Raw genomic sequence first — 18,291 nt, forward strand, 5'->3', positions numbered from 1 at the left:
CCCCGTTGGGCTTCAGGCCGGGTCGACGGGGCGCGACTTGCCGGCTTCGTCGACGGCAACCATGGTGAATTTCGCCTCGGTCACATGCTCGCGCACGGCGGCATAGGCGCGGCGGGCCCAGACCTCGATCCGGATCACCATGGAGGTACGGCCCACGTGATCGACGGCGGTGTAGACGCACAGGGTATCGCCCACCTTCACCGGCTTCTTGAACACGATCTGATCGGCGGCGATGGTCACGGTGCGGCCATTGCTGCGCTCGTTGGCGCGGATCGCCGCGGCCAGGTCCATCTGGGACATGACCCAGCCGCCGAAGATGTCGCCGGCGGCATTGGTGTCGGCCGGCATGGCCAGGGTTCTGAGGGTCAGTTCCATTCCCTCGGGCGTTTGGTCCGGCATCTCGGGCCTCCGTTGCTGCCCTCCCCGGCGTCGGAATAGGCCCTGATCCGGCGAAGGTACAGGCGCGGCGCCTGCAAGGGTGTTATGCATCCCAAGGCCAGCGCGGCTGGCCAAGCGGCGGGAATGGCTGGGCAATTCGGCGCCCCTTCGCCCGGTCGCCATGGCGCGGGGCGATTTCAGGTGGTACTGGCCGCCCCTCGCGCTATCTTCCGCGCGAGGCAGAGAGGGAACGGCATGAGCGGACTTCTGGCACTTCTCGATGATGTGGCGGCCATCGCCAAGGTGGCGGCATCGTCTGTGGACGACGTGGTGGGACAGGCGGTGAAGGCCTCGACCAAGGCGACGGGCGCGCTGATCGACGACGCGGCGGTGACGCCGAAATACGTGCAGGGCTTCTCGGCCGAGCGCGAACTGCCGATCGTGTGGAAGATCGCGCGCGGCTCGCTGTTCAACAAGCTGGTGCTGCTGTTGCCCGTGGCCCTGCTGCTGGCGGCCTTCGCGCCGATGCTGATCTATCCGCTGCTGATGATCGGCGGCGCCTACCTGAGTTTCGAGGGGGCGGAGAAGGTCTGGCACGTGATCAGCCCGGCCCACCATGACATCGACGAGCAGGTGGAGAAGAAGACCCACGGCGAGATCGGTCTGGAAGAGCAGAAGGTGCAGGGCGCCATCAAGACGGATTTCATCCTCTCGGCGGAGATTATGACGATCACCCTCTCGGCCCTGCCGCCCGACCTGTCCTTCTGGATGGAGGCCGGGGCGCTCGCGGTGGCCGGTGTTCTGATCACCCTGGTGGTCTATGGCGCCGTGGCGGTGATCGTGAAGGCCGATGATCTGGGTCTGCTGATGGCCTCCTCCGGGCGGCTGGGGATCACCCGCTGGCTGGGGCGGATGATCGTCCGGGGCATGCCCTTGCTGCTGAAGCTGCTGATGATCGTGGGCACGGCGGCGATGATCTGGGTCGGGGGTTCGATCATCGTGCACGGGCTGCATGAGCTGGGCTGGCACTGGCCCTACGAGAGCATCCATCACGTCGCCGTCGGTACGGCCGCAGGCCTGGCCGAGCAATGGCAGGGCGCGGTGGAATGGATCGTGACGGCGGCGCTGGACGGGGTGATCGGCCTTGTTCTGGGCGCGGTGATCGTCGCGCTTTACAACGCGATCGCGCCGATCTTCCGCCCGCGGGGGGCGCATTGACCGCCCCGGTGGCGACCGACGCGGACGCGCTGGCCGGGCAGCTGGCGCTGCGCGCCGAGGCGCGCGCGGGCCGGCTGGTGGTGGCGCTGGCCGGGCCGCCCGGTGCGGGCAAGTCGACCATCGTCGAGCCGCTGTGCGGGGCGCTGCGCGCCCGCGGCCTGGCGACCGAGATCCTGCCGATGGATGGCTACCACTACGACAATGGCGTGCTGGAGGTGCGGGGGCTGCTGGCACGCAAGGGCGCGCCCGAGACCTTCGACGCCGCCGGGCTGGCCCTGTCGCTGCGGGCGCTGACGGCACCGGGCGCGCCGGACCTGGCAGTACCGGTCTTCGACCGGGCCCTGGACCTGTCGCGCGGCTCTGCACGCCTCATTGCGGCCGAGACCCGCGTGCTGCTGGTCGAGGGCAACTACCTGCTGCTGAACCGCGCCCCCTGAGACCGGCTGCGCCCGCTCTTCGACGTGACGGTGGAGCTGAGCTGCCCGCTGGAGGTGCTGGAGGCGCGGCTGATGGCGCGTTGGCTGGACCTGGGTCTGCCGGAGGCCGTGGCGCGGGAGAAGGTCGAGGGCAACGACCTGCCCAATGCCCGCACCGTGGCGGAGGAAAGCGTCCCGGCGGAGTTCCGCATCACCACCGGCTGAGCCACCGATCCCGCGACCCTGAAACGACAGAAGCCGGCCCCGGGGCCGGCTTCGTCGCATCAGGGGTCAGTGGGCAGGGCCTCAGCTGACGTCCTTGTAGCTGATCTCGCGCGAATCTGCGCCCGCGCCGACCTTGCCACGGCGCAGGATCAGGCGGTTCAGCGCGTGGATATAGGCCTCGACCGAGGCGACCACGGTATCCGTCGCGGCGCTGGAGCCGGTGACGATGCGGCCGTCCTCGTTCAGGCGGACCGACACGGTGGCCTGGGCATCGGTGCCCTTGGTCACGGCGCTGACCTGGTAAAGCTCCAGCTTGGCTTCATGCGGGAAGATCTCCTTCACCGCGTTGAAAGCCGCGTCCACGGGGCCGTCGCCGGTGGTCTTCGCCGTCTTCTCTTCGCCGTCCACCATCATGGTGATGTCCGCCGACTGGCCGCCGGTGCCGCAGACCACGGTCAGCTCCTTCAGCGCCAGGTAGTCGGGCGTCGCATCGTCGGAGACGCGCACGAGGGCCAGGATGTCGTCGTCGTAGACCTCCTTCTTGCGGTCGGCGAGGTCCTTGAAGCGGGTGAAGACATCCATCAGCTGGTTGTCGGCCAGTTCCACGCCAAGCTGCTTGAGCTTGTCCTTCAGCGCGGCGCGGCCCGAGTGCTTGCCCATCACCAGGTTGGTGGCGGCCAGGCCCACGTCCTCGGGGCGCATGATCTCGAAGGTCTCGGCGTTCTTCAGCATACCATCCTGGTGGATGCCGGATTCATGCGCGAAGGCGTTCTTGCCGACGATGGCCTTGTTGAACTGCACCGGGAAGCCCGAAACCGAGGCCACGCGGCGCGAGATGTTCATGATCTTCCGCGTGTCGATCCCCGTGGTGTAGGGCATGATGTCGTGGCGCACTTTCAGCGCCATGGCGACCTCTTCCAGCGCGGTGTTGCCGGCACGTTCGCCCAGGCCGTTGATCGTGCATTCCACCTGCCGCGCGCCCGCCTCGACGGCGGCGAGGGAGTTGGCCGTCGCCATGCCGAGGTCGTTGTGACAATGGGTGGCAAAGACGATCTCGTCGGCGCCCGGCACGCGTTCGATCAGCATGCGGATCAACTCGGCCGATTCCTTCGGCGCGGTGTAGCCCACGGTGTCGGGGATGTTGATCGTGGTGGCGCCGGCCTTGATGGCGATCTCGACCACGCGGCAGAGATAGTCATGCTCGGTCCGGGTCGCGTCCATCGGCGACCATTGGATGTTGTCGCAGAGGTTGCGCGCATGGGTCACCGTCTCGTGAATCCGCTCGGCCATCTGGTCCTGGTCGAGGTTGGGGATCGCGCGGTGCAGCGGCGAGGTGCCGATGAAGGTATGGATCCGCGGCGAGTTGGCGTGTTTCACAGCCTCCCAGCAGCGGTCGATATCCTTGAAGTTGGCCCGGCTGAGGCCGCAGATCGTCGCGTTCTTCGACAGTTTCGCGATCTCGGACACGGCGTTGAAATCGCCCTCGGAGGCGATGGGGAAGCCGGCCTCGATGATGTCGACGCCCATCTCGTCCAGAAGCTGGGCGATCTCCAGCTTTTCCTCGTGGGACATGGTGGCGCCGGGCGATTGCTCGCCGTCACGCAGGGTGGTGTCGAAAATGAGCACGCGGCCGGGGTCGCTGGGGACGATGTTCGATGTCATGGGATCTCTCTCTTTTCTCCTGATGCCTGGGCGCGAAAGGCGTGTCCTCTGAGCGAGTCGCGCCGAAACGGCACGCTCAGAGGCGGATTAGGAGAAGCAGGCCAGCAGCCAGAGCGGCGCCCGAGATCGGACGCTGTGCGGTGGGGATATGGGCCTGGGTCATCATGGGGCCTTCCTTAGCGGATGCGCCGTCTGATGGGAAGGCAAAAAGCGGGAAATGCGCCCGGATGTTTGTTGATAGATCAGGGAAAGGCGTATCGGTCAGTAATGCTGACAAATCTCGTGATGATCTTGAATGTTATATATATCAGTTACTTAGATTGATTCCGAGCCGCTGCGGGCCCTGAAGGTCTGTGCCGGATCGGTCTGATCCGGCGGGTGAGGGGCGGGCTGTTCCGCCCCTCGCAGGGGCCTGGGGTCAGGCGATCTCGTGCACCAGCTCATCCAGCGGCTTGCGCACCTTCTTCATCGGCAGCAGCCAGTCGCCCCCCGTTTCATCGCGGTATCCCAGCGGCAGGATCAGTACGGCATGCAGGCCCTTTTCCGGCAGGCCCAGAATGGCGCCCACCTCGGCGGCGTCGAAGCCCTCCATCGGGGTCGAATCCACTTTCAGCTCGGCGGCGGCAGCCAGGGCGAAGCCAAGGGCGATATAGGCCTGGCGCGCGGCGTGGTCGTGGTTCACCTCTGCCGGACGGGGCAGGTACATGGATTTCAGCCGCTCGTAATAGGCCTGCAGACCGGGGTTGGTCCCGCGTTCCGCCTCGGCCTGGGCCAGCACGGCGTCGATACGTTCGGGCGTGTAGTTGTCCCAGGCGGCAAAGACGAGGACGTGGGAGCCGTCGGTCAGCTGCGCCTGGTCCCAGGCGGCCTCGCGCAGCTTTGCGCGGATCTCGGGGTTCTTCACGACGAACAGCTCGAAGGGCTGGGTGCCGGAAGAGGTTGGGGCCATCTGGATCGCCTCGACGATCTGGGCGACCTTCTCCTCGGGGACGGATTTCGCCGGGTCCATCTTCTTGGTGGCATAGCGCCAGGTCAGGGCATCGTTGAGCATGGGGAGAGCTCCGTTGTTTCGCTATCTGGCCGTCATCTGCGGAAGCGAACGGGCAAGTTCAATGGATCGCGCGGGGTGACCGGACGGGAGATTGGCGGCAATGCGTTGATGTCATGGGGAAAACGGCGCTTTGCGCATCCTTGCACAGGGCAGGCGCAGTCTGTCGCACGCTGGTTTTTTCATCCCTTGGGGCAGGGGGCGCTGCCCCCGTCGCGGCAGGCCGCGACTCCCCCGGAGTATTTTCGGCCTGCGTATGGAAGGGGGAAGGGGCACTAGCCGGGGCGCCCTGTGCCTCGGTCGAGGGAAGAGGCCGGGGTCGGCGGCGGGCGCGCCCTAGTCCTGCATTGCCGCGCGGATCACCTCGCAGGCGCGGGCGACGGCTTCCTCGATGCTCATGGTCGAGGTGTCCAGTTCGACGGCATCCGCGGCGGGTTTCAGCGGCGCCGTGGCGCGGGCGCTGTCGCGGGCGTCGCGTTCGCGCAGATCGGCCAGGACTGCCTCGGGCGTGGTCTCGACGCCCTTGCCGATCAGCTCGCGGTAGCGGCGGTCGGCGCGGATGGAATCGCTGGCGGTGACGAAGAGCTTCACCTCCGCCTCGGGGCAGATCACCGTGCCGATGTCGCGTCCGTCCAGGACGGCGCCGCCCTGCCGGCGGGCGAAGGCGCGTTGGAAATCGACCAGGGCCGTGCGCACCTCGGGGATCGCGGCCACTTCGGAGGCGGCGCGGGCCACGTCGGGGCTGCGCAGGTCGTCGCGGTCCAGATCCTCGGCGCGCAGGGCCTGGGCGGCCTCCAGCGGCGCCATGCCATCCAGCCGGCGGGCGCCGGTGGCGCGGTACAGCAGCCCGGTGTCCAGGTGCGCCAGCCCGAAGAGCCGCGCGACCTCCTTGGAAATCGTGCCCTTGCCGGCGGCGGCCGGCCCGTCGATGGCGATGGTGAAGCTCATGTCCGTTCCCTTTTCTGGACCTGCTTTCTAGCGCTTCTGGCTGCACGGGGCCAGAGGAAGACGGCGAATCGCCCCGTCGTCACCGACGGCGCAGCCGACGCAGCGGCAGGGCGGCGGCGGCGATCAGCCCTGCGCCCAGGATCAGCAGGAGATTGAACGCGAAGAGTTGCGAAAGCAATGCCGGCAGGTTGCTCTGGGCCGGGGGTGGCGCACCGGGGGCGACGAGGAAGCCGAGAGCGGTCACCAGGCCGAAGGCGACGCCGGGCAGTGCGAAGACCGCGCTGCCGCGCCCCAGCAGGGGGCGGAGCATCAACGGGGGCAGGGACAGGCACAGCGCGACCCAGCCCGCGGCGGCAAGCGCGGCCACCGGCAAGGGGGCGCCGCCCATCCACGGAGGCATGGGGCCGGGCGGAGACAGCAGCGTCACGAAGGGGGCGCTGACCTCCAGCACGTAGGCGTCGAGGTCCGGGGCCGCCTGCGGGCCATGGGCAGAGGAGAGCCAGGCTGTCGCGATCAGGACAAGGCCCGCGACCGCGAGGGAGGACCAGCGAAGACCGGCCCTCCGGATCACTCCAGCGTGGCGCCGAGCTGGCGCATCAGGTCCATGAAGATGGGGAAGGAGGTGGCGATCGGCCCCGCGTCATCCACCGTCACCGGCGCATGGGTCGACAGCCCGAGGCAGAGGAAGGACATGGCGATGCGGTGATCGAGGAAGGTCTCGCAGGTGAAGCCGCCGGGCACGTTGCCCGCGCCCAGGCCGTCGACCTCCCACCAGTCCTCGCCGTCGCGCACGGTCACGCCGTTGCCGCGCAGCCCGCGCGCCATGGCGTCGATGCGGTCGCTTTCCTTCACCCGCAGCTCCTTCACCCCGGTCATCCGGGTGGTGCCCGTGGCATTGGCGGCCACGACCGACAGCACCGGGTATTCGTCGATCATCGAGGCGGCGCGGGCGGGGGGCACGTCGATCCCCTGTATCGCGGGCGAATAACGGGCGCGCAGATCGGCCACAGGCTCGCCCCCCTCTTCGCGCAGGTTCTCGTAGGTCAGGTCGGCGCCCATCTCCTTCAGCGTGGTGAAGAGGCCCGCGCGGGTCGGGTTCAACCCGATGTTGGGCACCAGCACGTCGGAACCTGGCGTGATCAGCGCGGCACAGACCGGGAAGGCGGCAGAGCTTGGGTCGCGGGGGACCACGATGGTCTGCGGTTTCAGCTCCGGCTGGCCCGTCAGGGTGATGACGTGACCTTCGTCGGTCTCTTCGGTGGTGATCTCGGCACCGAAACCCGCCAGCATCCGCTCCGTATGGTCGCGGGTGGCCTCCTTCTCGATCACCACGGTTTCGCCGGGGGTGTTGAGGCCCGCCAGCAACACGGCGGATTTCACCTGGGCCGAGGGGACGGGGGTGGTGTAGCGCACCGGCACCGGGTTCTGCGCACCCACGAGGGTCAGCGGAAGGCGCCCGCCCGCGCGGCCGACGGCCCGCGTGCCAAAAAGCGCCAGCGGATCGGTGACCCGCGCCATGGGGCGCGCGTTCAGCGAGGCATCGCCGGTGAAGGTGACCGAGATCGGGCAGGTGGCGACCGCGCCCATGATCAGCCGCACCCCGGTGCCCGAGTTGCCGCAGTCGATCACGTGATCGGGCTCGGCAAAGCCGCCGGTGCCCACGCCATGCACCCGCCAGTTGCCGTCGCCGAGGTTTTCCACGGTGGCCCCGAAGCTCTGCATCGCCTTGGCAGTGTCCAGCACGTCCTGACCTTCCAGCAGGCCGGAGATGTTTGTTTCCCCCACGGCCATGGCGCCGAAGATCAGCGCGCGGTGGCTGATGGACTTGTCGCCGGGCACATGGGCCTCGCCTTGCAGCGGGCCGGAGGCGCGGGCGGTCATCGGTTTGGGGGCGCCGTGGGCGGACATGGGAACTCCTCGCATCTTGCGCGGGTCTGATAGCGCAAGCGAGGAAGCGGGTCACGCCAATTCAGAGGGCACGCGGCGCGGGCTCAGAAGGGCACGGGTGTGCCGTGCTGGTCGAAGAAGCCTCCCGAGTCGGCGGCGGTCAGTCCCGCCAGCACCGACAGCAGGCGCTGGGCGGCCTCTTCGGGCGAAACCGAGGGATGGCGGCCCAGGTATTTCCGCGTCAGGTCCGTGGCCACGGTGCCCGGATGCAGCGCCACACAGGTCGCCTGGGGGTGGGTGCGGCCCAGTTCCACCGCGCCGCAGCGGATCACCTGGTTCAGCGCCGCCTTCGCCGCGCGGTAGCTGGTCCAGCCACCCAGCCGGTTGTCCCCGATGGACCCGATCCGGGCCGACAGCGCGGCGAAACGCGCAGGCCGGTCGCGGGGCAGCAGCCGTGTGGAGTGTTTCAGCATCATCGCCGGGCCGATGCAATTCAGCGCGTATTGCGCCGCCATCGCCTCCGGCGTGAGCTGCGACAGGGCCTTTTCCGGCCCATGGTCGCCGATCTGCAGCCCGCCGGTGGCGCAGAAGATCAGGTCGAAGCCGGGGTCGAGCGCGCCGAGGTGTGCCGCAACCGAGGCCTCGTCGGTCACGTCGAAGCCGTCCGCGCTGCGCGACAGGCAGGTGACGCGGGTGCCGGTCGTTTCCAGTGCCGCGGCCAGCGCCGCGCCGATCCCGCCCGAGGCGCCGAGGATAAGTGCGTTTTCCATGGCAAGGGTACGCCCCGCAGGGCCGAGCGGATCAATGAGGGATTGCAGTCCGGGGGAGGATTTGGATATGTAATGTTATACAGTAACGTAAATCGGGAGATCCAAATGCCGCGCGGCCCCTCCAATACCTCCGCCCCCACCGACCCGCGCCTGCCCGTTACCGTGCTGTCGGGCTTTCTCGGGGCGGGCAAGACCACCCTTCTGAACGACGTGCTGACCAACCGCGAGGGGCGACGCGTGGCGGTCATCGTCAACGATATGTCCGAGGTGAACATCGACGCCGACCTGGTGCGCGGCGGCGAGGCGGCGCTGAGCCATACGGACGAGAAGCTGGTCGAGATGACCAACGGCTGCATCTGCTGCACCCTGCGGGATGATCTGCTGACCGAGGTCCGCCGCCTGGCCGCCGAGGGGCGGTTCGACTACCTGCTGATCGAATCCACCGGCATTGCCGAGCCGCTGCCCGTCGCCGCCACCTTCGAGTTTCGCGACGAGGCCGGGGACAGCCTGTCGGACGTGGCGCGGCTGGATACGATGGTGACCGTGGTCGATACGGTGAACCTGCTGAACGACTATTCCAGCCATGATTTCATTCGCGACCGGGGTGAAAGCCTGGGCGAGGCGGACGATCGCACGCTGGTCGATCTGCTGGTCGATCAGATCGAGTTCGCGGATGTGGTGGTGCTGAACAAGGTCAGCGATGCCGGTCCCGACCGGCTGGGGGCGGCGCGGGCCATCGTCACCGCCCTGAACCCCGATGCGCAGATCCTGGAAACGGATTTCGGCCGGGTCGACCAGGGACGGATCTTCGACACCGGGCTGTTTGATTTCGAGACGGCCCACGACCATCCGCTCTGGGCGAAGGAGCTTTACGGTTTCACCGACCATGTGCCCGAGACGGAGGAGTACGGCGTCAGCTCCTTCGTTTACCGGGCCCGGCGGCCCTTCCACCCGGAAAGGCTGCACGCGGTGCTGAATGGGCCGCTGCCCGGGGTGATCCGCGCCAAGGGGCATTTCTGGATCGCCACGCGCCCCGACTGGCTGGCGGAGTTCTCTCTGGCGGGCGCGCTCAGCCGCGTGGCGCCGCTTGGTCAGTGGTGGGCCACGGTGCCCGAGGCACGGCGGCCCGATCATCCCCAGGCTCGCGCCTATCTGGCGCAGCACTGGGCCGAGCCCTGGGGCGATCGCCGGCAGGAACTGGTCTTCATCGGGGCGGGTCTGGACCGCGCGGCAATCACCGCGGCGTTGGACGCGGCGTTGATGCCGGATGAGGATTTCACCCCGAAGGCCTGGGCGAGCCTTCCCGATCCCTTCCCCGGCTGGCGCCGGGCCGGATGAGACCGGGGGCACCCATGGGCGGACGACAGACGGACATGCGGCAGCGCGCGGATGGCAACCTGCGCACGGGGCTGGCGCGGCGCCGACGGGCGGCGGATCCGATGGCGGAGTTTGACCAACTGCCTCCTGTCCTGCGCGGTTGGCTGGCCGAGGCCGCGCTGCCCTGGTCGGCCCGCTCGGTGCGGCGCGTCTACACCCGTGCCCTGGCGGAAAACGGCGGGGATGAGGCCGCCGCCCTGGCGCGCCTTTCGGCGGTCGAGCAGCAGCGCCTGACCCGGGACGGGATCGCGCCGGGGTGAGGCCTCAGCGGGCGCCGTCCCGGGACCGGGGTGCCCGGACGGGGCCGGGCGCGCAGGCTTGGCCCCGATGCACCTTGATCTCAGGCGGCGCAGAGCGGGGCGAAGCGGGTCCAGAACAGCTCTCCCCAACGGGCATTGCCGTGCAGGAAGTCGCGGTCGGGCTGGTCGCCGCCGCCGATCCGCTTCGCCCCGTCGGCATAGCTGTCCGCAGACAGGATGCCATGCGGAGAGAGGGTCTCGGGCGGCTGCGGCAGGAGGGTCATCCCGGCGCGCGCCTGCAGGGCCTCGGTCAGATCGGCCAGGTAGGCCTGGATGCAGGGCACATAGGCGGGGTTGGACTGGATCTCTTCCGCGATCTGGGCGCCGAGGCGTCCGCCGACCTCCGGCCGCAGGACCTTCTCGAAGGGCTGGGGCGGGGACATGACGAACAGCCGCTTGCCCGCCAGCGCGGTGAAATCCCAGGCCGGGATCGCCCGGTCGATCATCCGCGCGGCGATCCCCTCCAGGGCCTCTGGTGACAGCAGGGTGCCGCGCGCGGCGGCCGTGTCGGGGTCGTGCATGCCGTCGACCCCCACCTGGGGCAGCAGGCGGATCATCGGGTCCAGCCCGTTGAAGGTGCCCGCGAGGCAGATCACGTCGAAGGGGGCCAGGTCGACCTCCTCGGCGCCGTCATTGATCGCCCGGGCCTGTTCGCGACATTGCGAGGCCAGCGCCGGGGCCACGTCGTCGCGCAGGCGAAAGCGGCCGGTGGCATCGACGGTATAGTGGGAAATCAGGCTGCCGCCGAGCGCGAAGAAGGTCACGTCCAGCGCCGCCCGCAGATCCGCGGGCAGGCGGGCATGCCCCTCCTTCAGGGCGACGGTATGGGAGGATCCCAGCACCAGGATGCGCGGCGGGACGGTCGGTTGGGTCATTGTCCGGCGAACCTTTCCAGCAGCATCTCCTCGCAGATCACATCTTCCTCGCTGGCCGGGGCCGGGCTGGGCGAAATGCCCGGGGTGCGCTGAACCGCCGGGGCGGCCGCCTCGCCGGTCTGGGCGGCCAGGAAGGCGCCCATGGCGGTGGCCACCCCTTCCTCGGAGACCGAGCGCAGGTTGGGCCGGTAGAAACTGCCGCGCGCCGCCTGGGCGGTGATGATCTCGTAGCTGGGGAAGTAGTCGACATCCTCCAGCGTCTCGTAAAGTTCGGCACAGACGGCGCGCAGCAGGGACTTCGAGCGGCTGGTGGCGACCTCGACGTGCTGGTCGGTCGCGGTGGCCGTCAGCGGCACGGGCGAGACGGTGACCAGAAAGCGGTAATCGGGCGCCAGCCCGCGCAGAAGGCTGCGGACGGCGAGGAAATCCTCCACCATCTCGGCAAAGCGGAAGTTGTGGAAGCGGTAGCGCGCGGGGTCGTATTCGCCGGCCAGCGTGCCTGGCGCGGTGGGAAAGACGGTGGCGCCATCGGCGCTCATCCAGGCCTCGGTCAGGCCGAAGGTGAAGACCAGCAGCCGTGCCTTTGTAAACAGGTCTCGCAGCCGGGACAGGTGGAAGGCGCGGTGCCGCAGCACCGTTGCCGCATCGGGCATGCCCCCGGGATCGACGCCCGGGCGCTGCGCATCGAAGAACCGCCCCTCGGCGGCGCCGAAGCCGGACCAGACCCGCTCGGCGGGCCGCCGGTCGGCAAAGGCCTCCTCCAGCAGCTGTCGCATCTGGCGGATCGTGTAGATGTTGCCGTAGCGCCCGGAATAGAGGCCGTAGCCCCAGGTCTGTGCGATGTCGCGCGGCACGATGGGCGGCAGCGGTTCGGCATCCAGCACCTTGAACCCCTGCTCGCGCAGGGTGCGCCCGACGTGCTGGGCGAAGCAGGATCCGGCGGTGGCGATGGGGTCGGCCCGGGTGATCCGATGCCGGGGCTGGTAGAAATCTGCCACCTCGTCGGCCGCGCGCCGGGCGGCGGTCCGGCTCCAGAAGGCCGAGGGAGGAGCCTGGTCATAGGGGGATGTCATCTCGTCGCCCTTCGCTGGGATCTGTCCCAAGCCAAGCGGGGAATCGGTTTCAATCGGGTTAACACGGCTCGGGCCGCGACTGCTGCCAGCGCCATGAAGGCCCGGTAAAACCCGCCCAGAGCGGGCATGGAGTCGCTTTTCCCTTGATTTGCAGGCCCGTCTTGGCTACCTCCCCCGGCGTCGACAGGCGTAAACGCCGCGCAACGAAGGATCGAGCAGGGGTCGGGACTAAACCGGCCCTCTTTGTTTTGCGGTGACCCAAATGACCAACCCCAAGACCGGCGGAGACAACCGCTCGGCCAGCATAGCGATATACGTTAGGACACCAGAGACCACATGGCTCAGAACACATCGATGGAGGAATTCGAAGCCCTCCTGAACGAAAGCTTCGAAATGGACACCCCGAACGAAGGTTCGGTTGTCAAAGGCAAGGTCATCGCGATCGAAGCGGGCCAGGCCATCATCGACGTCGGCTACAAGATGGAAGGCCGCGTCGAGCTGAAAGAATTCGCGAACCCCGGTGAAGCGCCCGAGATCTCCGTCGGTGACGAGGTCGAGGTCTACCTGCGCGCTGCCGAGAACGCCCGTGGCGAAGCCGTCATCTCCCGCGAGATGGCCCGCCGCGAAGAAGCCTGGGACCGTCTGGAAAAAGCCTATGCCGACGACCAGCGCGTCGAAGGTGCGATCTTCGGTCGCGTCAAGGGTGGCTTCACCGTCGACCTGGGCGGTGCCGTGGCCTTCCTGCCCGGCTCCCAAGTCGATGTGCGCCCCGTGCGCGATGCCGGCCCGCTGATGGGTCTGAAGCAGCCGTTCCAGATCCTGAAGATGGACCGCCGTCGCGGCAACATCGTGGTGTCGCGTCGTGCGATCCTCGAAGAGTCCCGTGCCGAGCAGCGTGCCGAGGTCATCTCGAACCTGCAGGAAGGTCAGGCCGTGGAAGGCGTGGTCAAGAACATCACCGAGTACGGCGCCTTCGTCGACCTGGGCGGTGTGGACGGCCTGCTGCACGTCACCGACATGGCATGGCGCCGCGTCAACCACCCCTCGGAGATCCTGTCGATCGGCGAGACCGTCAAGGTCCAGGTCATCAAGATCAACAAGGAAACCCACCGTATCAGCCTGGGCATGAAGCAGCTGCAGGAAGATCCGTGGGATCTGGTCGCCGCCAAGTACCCGCTGGGTTCCGTCCACGCCGGCCGCGTGACGAACATCACCGACTACGGTGCATTCGTCGAGCTGGAGCCGGGCGTCGAAGGTCTGGTTCACGTGTCCGAAATGTCCTGGACCAAGAAGAACGTGCACCCCGGCAAGATCGTCTCCACCTCGCAGGAAGTGGACGTCATGGTGCTGGAAATCGACCAGGCCAAGCGCCGCGTTTCGCTGGGTCTCAAGCAGACCATGCGTAACCCGTGGGAAGTCTTCTCCGAGACCCACCCCGAGGGCACCGTTGTCGAAGGCGAAGTCAAGAACATCACCGAATTCGGTCTGTTCGTCGGCCTGCCGGGCGACATCGACGGCATGGTTCACCTGTCCGACCTCAGCTGGGACGAGCGTGGCGAAGACGCCATCCAGAACTACCGCAAGGGCGACATGGTCCAGGCCGTGGTTTCCGAAGTCGACATCGACAAGGAACGCATCTCGCTGTCCATCAAGAACGTCGGCGGCGACAAGTTCGCCGAAGCCGTTGGTGGCGTGAAGCGCGGTTCGATCATCACGGTCAACGTGACGGCGATCGAAGACGGCGGCATCGAAGTGGAATATGAAGGCATGAAGTCCTTCATCCGCCGCTCCGACCTGTCGCGTGACCGTGCCGAACAGCGCCCCGAGCGCTTCTCGGTCGGTGACCACGTCGACGTGCGCGTGACCAACGTGGACAGCAAGTCCCGTCGTCTTGGTCTGTCGATCAAGGCGCGCGAGATCGCCGAAGAGAAAGAGGCCGTGGAACAGTACGGTTCCTCCGACTCCGGTGCATCGCTGGGCGACATCCTGGGCGCCGCGCTGAAAGGCGACGACGAGTAAGGATCGCACCCACCGTGCGAAAGACAGGAAGGCCCCGCGTTTTGCGCGGGGCCTTTTTCGTGGCCGGATCGGGGCGTGCCTGACCGTCTTCGATTTTCGGAGTTAGATTTGACTGCCGAGGCAGGGATTCGAAGGGGGTCATAAACCTTGGCGAATCAATCTCTTGGCTGCAGCGCAGCATCGCGCCCGCGCCGCCTTTGCCGGAAAAAGCCGCGCCGCGAGCGCGGGGAAAGGCGCCGAACCGCCGGATTTCTGCGGAAATTGCCCCCTCACAAGACGTCTCTCTTGTTCCCGTGTCGCCGGAAAGCTCTTATATTCCCGGAACATGGTGTGAAAAAAAGACCATCGCTCGGGGAGACATAACCAGATGATCCGTTCTGAACTGATCCAGAAAATCGCAGATGAGAATCCGCACCTGTATCAACGGGACGTGGAGCGGATCGTGAACACGATCTTCGAGGAGATCACCGAGGCCATGGCGCGCGGCAACCGCGTGGAACTGCGCGGCTTCGGCGCCTTCTCGGTGAAGAAGCGCGAGGCGCGCACCGGGCGGAACCCGCGAACGGGTGACGCCGTTGAGGTCGAGGAGAAGCACGTGCCGTTCTTCAAGACCGGCAAGCTGCTGCGCGATCGCCTGAACGGGAATGCCGACGAATGAAATACATCCGCTACGCCATCTGGGCCGTGATCGCCATCGCGCTGGTCGCCGTCGCCCTGGGGAACCGCCAGCCGGTGGAGCTGACGCTTCTGCCCGAAGGTCTGGCCGACATCTTTGCCTTCAACACCGGGATCACGCTGCCGCTCTACGCGGTGATCTTCGGCGGTATCGTCGTGGGCCTGCTGATCGGTTTCCTCTGGGAATGGATGCGCGAGCACAAGCACCGCGCCGAGGCCCGTCGCCAGTCGCGCGAGGCCCACAAGCTGAAGCGCGAAGTGAAGAAGCTGAAGGGCGAGAAGCACGGCCAGGACGATGTCCTGGCGCTGCTGGAGTGATCCACGCGGCGTGAGGGCGTTCCCCTCGCGCTGGTCACGCCCCGCCGTCAGGTGTAGGACCGGACCGCCGGCGCTTGTGCGCCCGGCGGTCTTTCGTTTCCGAGGTGCCCCATGCCCGTGCTCGTCCAGCCCAACCGTGCCCCTGCCGTCCGCGTGAAGATCTGCGGGCTGACGCGCCCTGCCGATGTCGAGGCCGCGGCGCGCGCCGGCGCCGTCTACGGTGGCTTCGTCTTCTTCCCCAAGAGCCCCCGCCACGTCGAGATCGAGACCGCCCGTGCCCTGGCTGTCGAGGCGCCTCTGGGGCTGGCGAAGGTTGCGCTGATGGTGAACCCCGACGATGCGCTGCTGCAGGCCGTCACCGACGCGGTGCCGCTGGACATGATTCAGCTTCACGGCAAGGAAAGCCCCGAACGGGTGGCCGAGGTGCGTGCCCGGACCGGCCTGCCGGTGATGAAGGCCGTGGGCGTGGCCGAGGAGGCCGACCTTGCCGCCCTGGCGGATTACGAGGAGGTCGCCGACCAGGTGCTGGTCGATGCCAAGGCCCCCAAGGGTGCCGACCTGCCCGGCGGCAACGGCTTGTCCTTCGACTGGCGCCTGATCGCGGGCCGCACCTGGAAGGCGCCCTGGATGCTGGCCGGGGGCCTGAACCCCGACAACGTGGCCGAGGCGATCCGCCTGACCGGCGCGCGCCAGGTTGATGTCAGTTCCGGTGTCGAAGCCGCCCCGGGCGAGAAGGACGCGAAGAAGATCGCCGCCTTCACCGCCGCGGCCCTCGCCGCCGTCTAAGCCGTCTGGGCTTGGCTCAGGCCAACGTGTCCTGCTGGAAGCGCCGGATCCAGTCGCGGCTTTCGTCGTCGCCCGCGTCGGGGACGTCTTCCGGGGCAGGGGCCGCCCCTTCCGCCGCAGCGGGGTCAAGGCCCAGGTCTGTCAGCAGCCGGGCGAGGACTCCTTCGGGATCGGCCGCCAGGTCGTCATACTCCAGCAGAATCGGCTCGATGCCCTCGGAGGCGAACCAGCTCTCCCATGCGGCATCCATCTCGGCGAACTGTTCCATCTTCTCGGCGATCGCGATGCGGTCGTAGACGGGGATGCTGTCCGGGGCGGTGCCGTCGGTTTCGTTGCCCTCGGCATCCTCGTACCAGTAGCCGGTCTGCAGCGTGCGCAGCATCGACACCGCGCGGCCCAGAAGGTCGGCGCGCCTCAGGTAGATGACCCGGTGGCGCCCCATGTCCGCCGCGATGCGGGCGGCGTCGTTTGGCTGGTCGGGTTGCAGGGCCTTCAGGGCAAGGCGGAAGGTTGCCAGGCTGCTGGGTTGCAGGCGCAGGGCGAAGATCCCGTCGCGGGTCCCCTTCGCGCGCGCCAGGCGATAGCCGTCACGGGCCAGCTCGGCCGCGGTGACATCGCCCGGCACCTCGGCCTCCATGCTGTGCAGCCGCGCCCGCATGCCCGCACCCCGCACGTAGGCGCCGGGCCATCCCGCGACGCCGCTGTCACGCAGCATGTTGGTCAGCAGGGTCGCGCCGCTGCGCGGGGAGGAGCACAGGATATAGCCGTCAATCATCACCCTAACCTCGTTACTCGTAACATCTCAGCTCGTATTTGAATCAACCTGAGGGCGTCTTGTGGCGGTTTTGTGGCACGGGGTCGGACGCAATGGGCTGGTCGGAGGGGCGGGGGCGCTGGCCCCTTGCGCGCAGGATTTGTCCGGCAAGGAGAAGGCCGGGCGCTGGTCCCCGTGCGGCGCCGAAGGGCCGTCAGCGTGGCGTTTCCCTTGCCCGGTGGGGTCCTTCCGGCTACATCAGGCGAAACCCCGCAGCCCGGAAACAGGAGCTTTCCATGGACGATCTCATCAACAGCTTCATGACCGGCCCGGACGAGAAGGGGCGCTTCGGCCTGCATGGCGGACGCTTCGTCAGCGAGACCCTGATGCCGCTGATCCTCGACCTGGAGGCCGAGTACGAGAAGGCCAAGACCGACGACGATTTCTGGGCGGAGATGCGGGAACTCTGGACCCATTACGTGGGCCGTCCCTCGCCGCTGTATTACGCCGAGCGGATGACCGAGGAGCTGGGCGGCGCCAAGATCTACATGAAGCGCGAGGAGCTGAACCACACCGGCGCGCACAAGATCAACAACGTGCTGGGGCAGATCCTGCTGGCGCGGCGCATGGGCAAGACCCGGATCATCGCGGAAACCGGTGCGGGCCAGCACGGCGTGGCCACCGCCACCGTCTGCGCCAAGTTCGGGCTGAAGTGCATCGTCTACATGGGCGCCCACGACGTGAAGCGTCAGGCGCCCAACGTCTTCCGCATGCGCCTGCTGGGCGCCGAGGTGGTGCCCGTCAAATCCGGCCGCGGCACCCTGAAGGACGCGATGAACGACGCGTTGCGCGACTGGGTGACCAACGTGCATGACACCTTTTACTGCATCGGCACCGTCGCCGGGCCGCACCCCTATCCGGCCATGGTCCGCGATTTCCAGTCCGTGATCGGCCGCGAGACCCGCTGGCAGCTGGAAGAGCAGGAAGGCAAGGGCCGCCTGCCCGATACCGTCATCGCCTCGGTCGGCGGCGGGTCCAATGCCATGGGCCTCTTCTACCCCTTCCTCGACGACAAGGAGGTGGCGATCATCGGTGTCGAGGCCGGCGGCAAGGGTGTCGACGACCGGATGGAGCATTGCGCCTCGCTGACCGGCGGGCGTCCGGGCGTTCTGCACGGCAACCGGACCTACCTGCTGCAGGATGACGACGGGCAGATCCTGGAAGGCTACTCGATCTCCGCCGGTCTGGATTATCCCGGCATCGGGCCTGAGCACAGCTGGCTGCACGACATCGGTCGGGCGCAATACGTCCCCGTCACCGACAAGGAGGCGCTGGACGCCTTCCAGATGTGCTGTCGGACGGAAGGGATCATCCCGGCGCTGGAAAGCTCCCACGCCGTGGCCCATGTGATGAAGATCGCGGGCGATCTGCCCAAGGACCACATCATCGTCATCAACCTGTCGGGCCGTGGCGACAAGGACATCTTCACGGTGGCCGACTACCTGGGCTTCGACATGACCGACACCGGCGGGGCCGCCGAGGGTCGCAAGGTCGAGTGAAGCG

Annotated in this window: 20 protein-coding genes; 10 read left to right on the top strand and 10 right to left on the bottom strand. The window is 67.6% G+C overall.

Going from position 1 to position 18,291, the window contains the following annotated elements; translation table 11 throughout:
- Positions 1-12 precede the first annotated feature (12 nt).
- Positions 13-399: an acyl-CoA thioesterase gene (locus LC066_RS07140; RefSeq protein ID WP_224897555.1), complete on the bottom strand. Its 387-nt coding sequence runs from the start codon at positions 397-399 to the stop codon at positions 13-15.
- 234 nt (positions 400-633) lie between these two features.
- Between LC066_RS07140 and LC066_RS07145 the strand changes: the two genes are divergently transcribed.
- The 3 genes from LC066_RS07145 to LC066_RS07155 are packed head-to-tail and all read left to right on the top strand — an operon-like array spanning position 634 to position 2,237.
- Entirely contained in the window at positions 634-1,596 is a 963-nt protein-coding gene (locus tag LC066_RS07145; RefSeq protein WP_224897557.1) for a DUF808 domain-containing protein, read from the top strand.
- Between the two features lie 8 nt (positions 1,597-1,604).
- Positions 1,605-2,033, top strand: coding sequence for a hypothetical protein (locus LC066_RS07150; protein WP_224897559.1), 429 nt, complete (start codon positions 1,605-1,607; stop codon positions 2,031-2,033).
- 24 nt (positions 2,034-2,057) lie between these two features.
- The gene (locus LC066_RS07155; RefSeq protein WP_224897561.1) at positions 2,058-2,237 is read left to right on the top strand and encodes a hypothetical protein; all 180 of its coding nucleotides are present in this window, start codon (positions 2,058-2,060) and stop codon (positions 2,235-2,237) included.
- Between the two features lie 81 nt (positions 2,238-2,318).
- On the opposite strand, the gene LC066_RS07160 is transcribed toward LC066_RS07155, so the two are convergent.
- From LC066_RS07160 to LC066_RS07185, 6 genes are all read right to left on the bottom strand, one after another.
- Positions 2,319-3,899, bottom strand: coding sequence for a 2-isopropylmalate synthase (locus tag LC066_RS07160; protein ID WP_224897563.1), 1,581 nt, complete (start codon positions 3,897-3,899; stop codon positions 2,319-2,321).
- Positions 3,900-4,317: 418 nt separating this feature from the next.
- Positions 4,318-4,950 (bottom strand): NAD(P)H-dependent oxidoreductase, encoded by a 633-nt coding sequence (locus LC066_RS07165; RefSeq protein ID WP_224897574.1) that lies wholly within the window; start codon positions 4,948-4,950, stop codon positions 4,318-4,320.
- A 333-nt stretch (positions 4,951-5,283) separates the two neighbouring features.
- The gene (locus tag LC066_RS07170) at positions 5,284-5,895 is read right to left on the bottom strand and encodes a (d)CMP kinase (RefSeq protein WP_224897576.1); all 612 of its coding nucleotides are present in this window, start codon (positions 5,893-5,895) and stop codon (positions 5,284-5,286) included.
- Between the two features lie 79 nt (positions 5,896-5,974).
- The gene (locus LC066_RS07175; protein ID WP_224897578.1) at positions 5,975-6,466 is read right to left on the bottom strand and encodes a hypothetical protein; all 492 of its coding nucleotides are present in this window, start codon (positions 6,464-6,466) and stop codon (positions 5,975-5,977) included.
- A complete protein-coding gene (gene aroA, locus LC066_RS07180; RefSeq protein WP_224897580.1) occupies positions 6,463-7,803 on the bottom strand; it encodes a 3-phosphoshikimate 1-carboxyvinyltransferase in 1,341 nt (446 codons plus the stop codon). The genes LC066_RS07175 and aroA overlap by 4 nt, the downstream gene beginning before the upstream one ends.
- An 83-nt stretch (positions 7,804-7,886) precedes the next feature.
- Positions 7,887-8,552 carry an SDR family NAD(P)-dependent oxidoreductase gene (locus tag LC066_RS07185; protein WP_224897582.1) on the bottom strand — a complete coding sequence of 222 codons (666 nt, stop codon included), beginning with the start codon at positions 8,550-8,552 and terminating at the stop codon, positions 7,887-7,889.
- 105 nt (positions 8,553-8,657) lie between these two features.
- Here LC066_RS07185 and LC066_RS07190 point away from each other — a divergent pair, with 105 nt between their 5' ends.
- Together LC066_RS07190 and LC066_RS07195 are read left to right on the top strand one after the other, a co-directional pair.
- Entirely contained in the window at positions 8,658-9,890 is a 1,233-nt protein-coding gene (locus tag LC066_RS07190; RefSeq protein ID WP_224897584.1) for a GTP-binding protein, read from the top strand.
- Between the two features lie 14 nt (positions 9,891-9,904).
- Positions 9,905-10,189 carry a DUF6525 family protein gene (locus LC066_RS07195; RefSeq protein ID WP_224897586.1) on the top strand — a complete coding sequence of 95 codons (285 nt, stop codon included), beginning with the start codon at positions 9,905-9,907 and terminating at the stop codon, positions 10,187-10,189.
- Positions 10,190-10,269: 80 nt separating this feature from the next.
- Here LC066_RS07195 and LC066_RS07200 read toward each other — a convergent pair whose 3' ends face one another.
- Together LC066_RS07200 and LC066_RS07205 are read right to left on the bottom strand one after the other, a co-directional pair.
- Positions 10,270-11,103: a hypothetical protein gene (locus LC066_RS07200; protein WP_224897588.1), complete on the bottom strand. Its 834-nt coding sequence runs from the start codon at positions 11,101-11,103 to the stop codon at positions 10,270-10,272.
- Positions 11,100-12,176, bottom strand: a complete 1,077-nt coding sequence (locus LC066_RS07205) for a GSCFA domain-containing protein (RefSeq protein WP_224897589.1) — start codon at positions 12,174-12,176, stop codon at positions 11,100-11,102. The genes LC066_RS07200 and LC066_RS07205 overlap by 4 nt, the downstream gene beginning before the upstream one ends.
- A 336-nt stretch (positions 12,177-12,512) precedes the next feature.
- Here LC066_RS07205 and rpsA point away from each other — a divergent pair, with 336 nt between their 5' ends.
- The 4 genes from rpsA (at position 12,513) to LC066_RS07225 (ending at position 15,974) form a co-directional block, all read left to right on the top strand.
- Positions 12,513-14,195 carry a 30S ribosomal protein S1 gene (rpsA, locus tag LC066_RS07210; protein ID WP_222477198.1) on the top strand — a complete coding sequence of 561 codons (1,683 nt, stop codon included), beginning with the start codon at positions 12,513-12,515 and terminating at the stop codon, positions 14,193-14,195.
- 367 nt (positions 14,196-14,562) lie between these two features.
- Complete coding sequence (gene ihfB, locus LC066_RS07215) at positions 14,563-14,853, top strand: integration host factor subunit beta (RefSeq protein WP_222477199.1); 291 nt, start codon at positions 14,563-14,565, stop codon at positions 14,851-14,853.
- Positions 14,850-15,188, top strand: coding sequence for a lipopolysaccharide assembly protein LapA domain-containing protein (locus tag LC066_RS07220; RefSeq protein ID WP_222477200.1), 339 nt, complete (start codon positions 14,850-14,852; stop codon positions 15,186-15,188). The genes ihfB and LC066_RS07220 overlap by 4 nt, the downstream gene beginning before the upstream one ends.
- Positions 15,189-15,299: 111 nt before the next feature.
- The gene (locus LC066_RS07225) at positions 15,300-15,974 is read left to right on the top strand and encodes a phosphoribosylanthranilate isomerase (RefSeq protein WP_224897591.1); all 675 of its coding nucleotides are present in this window, start codon (positions 15,300-15,302) and stop codon (positions 15,972-15,974) included.
- A gap of 16 nt (positions 15,975-15,990) precedes the next feature.
- On the opposite strand, the gene LC066_RS07230 is transcribed toward LC066_RS07225, so the two are convergent.
- Complete coding sequence (locus LC066_RS07230; RefSeq protein WP_224897593.1) at positions 15,991-16,749, bottom strand: Stf0 family sulfotransferase; 759 nt, start codon at positions 16,747-16,749, stop codon at positions 15,991-15,993.
- A 275-nt stretch (positions 16,750-17,024) separates the two neighbouring features.
- Between LC066_RS07230 and trpB the strand changes: the two genes are divergently transcribed.
- Entirely contained in the window at positions 17,025-18,287 is a 1,263-nt protein-coding gene (gene trpB, locus LC066_RS07235; RefSeq protein ID WP_222477203.1) for a tryptophan synthase subunit beta, read from the top strand.
- Positions 18,288-18,291 lie beyond the last annotated feature (4 nt).

This window comes from Pseudooceanicola marinus (assembly GCF_020177265.1).
Lineage (GTDB): Bacteria > Pseudomonadota > Alphaproteobacteria > Rhodobacterales > Rhodobacteraceae > Pseudooceanicola > Pseudooceanicola marinus_A.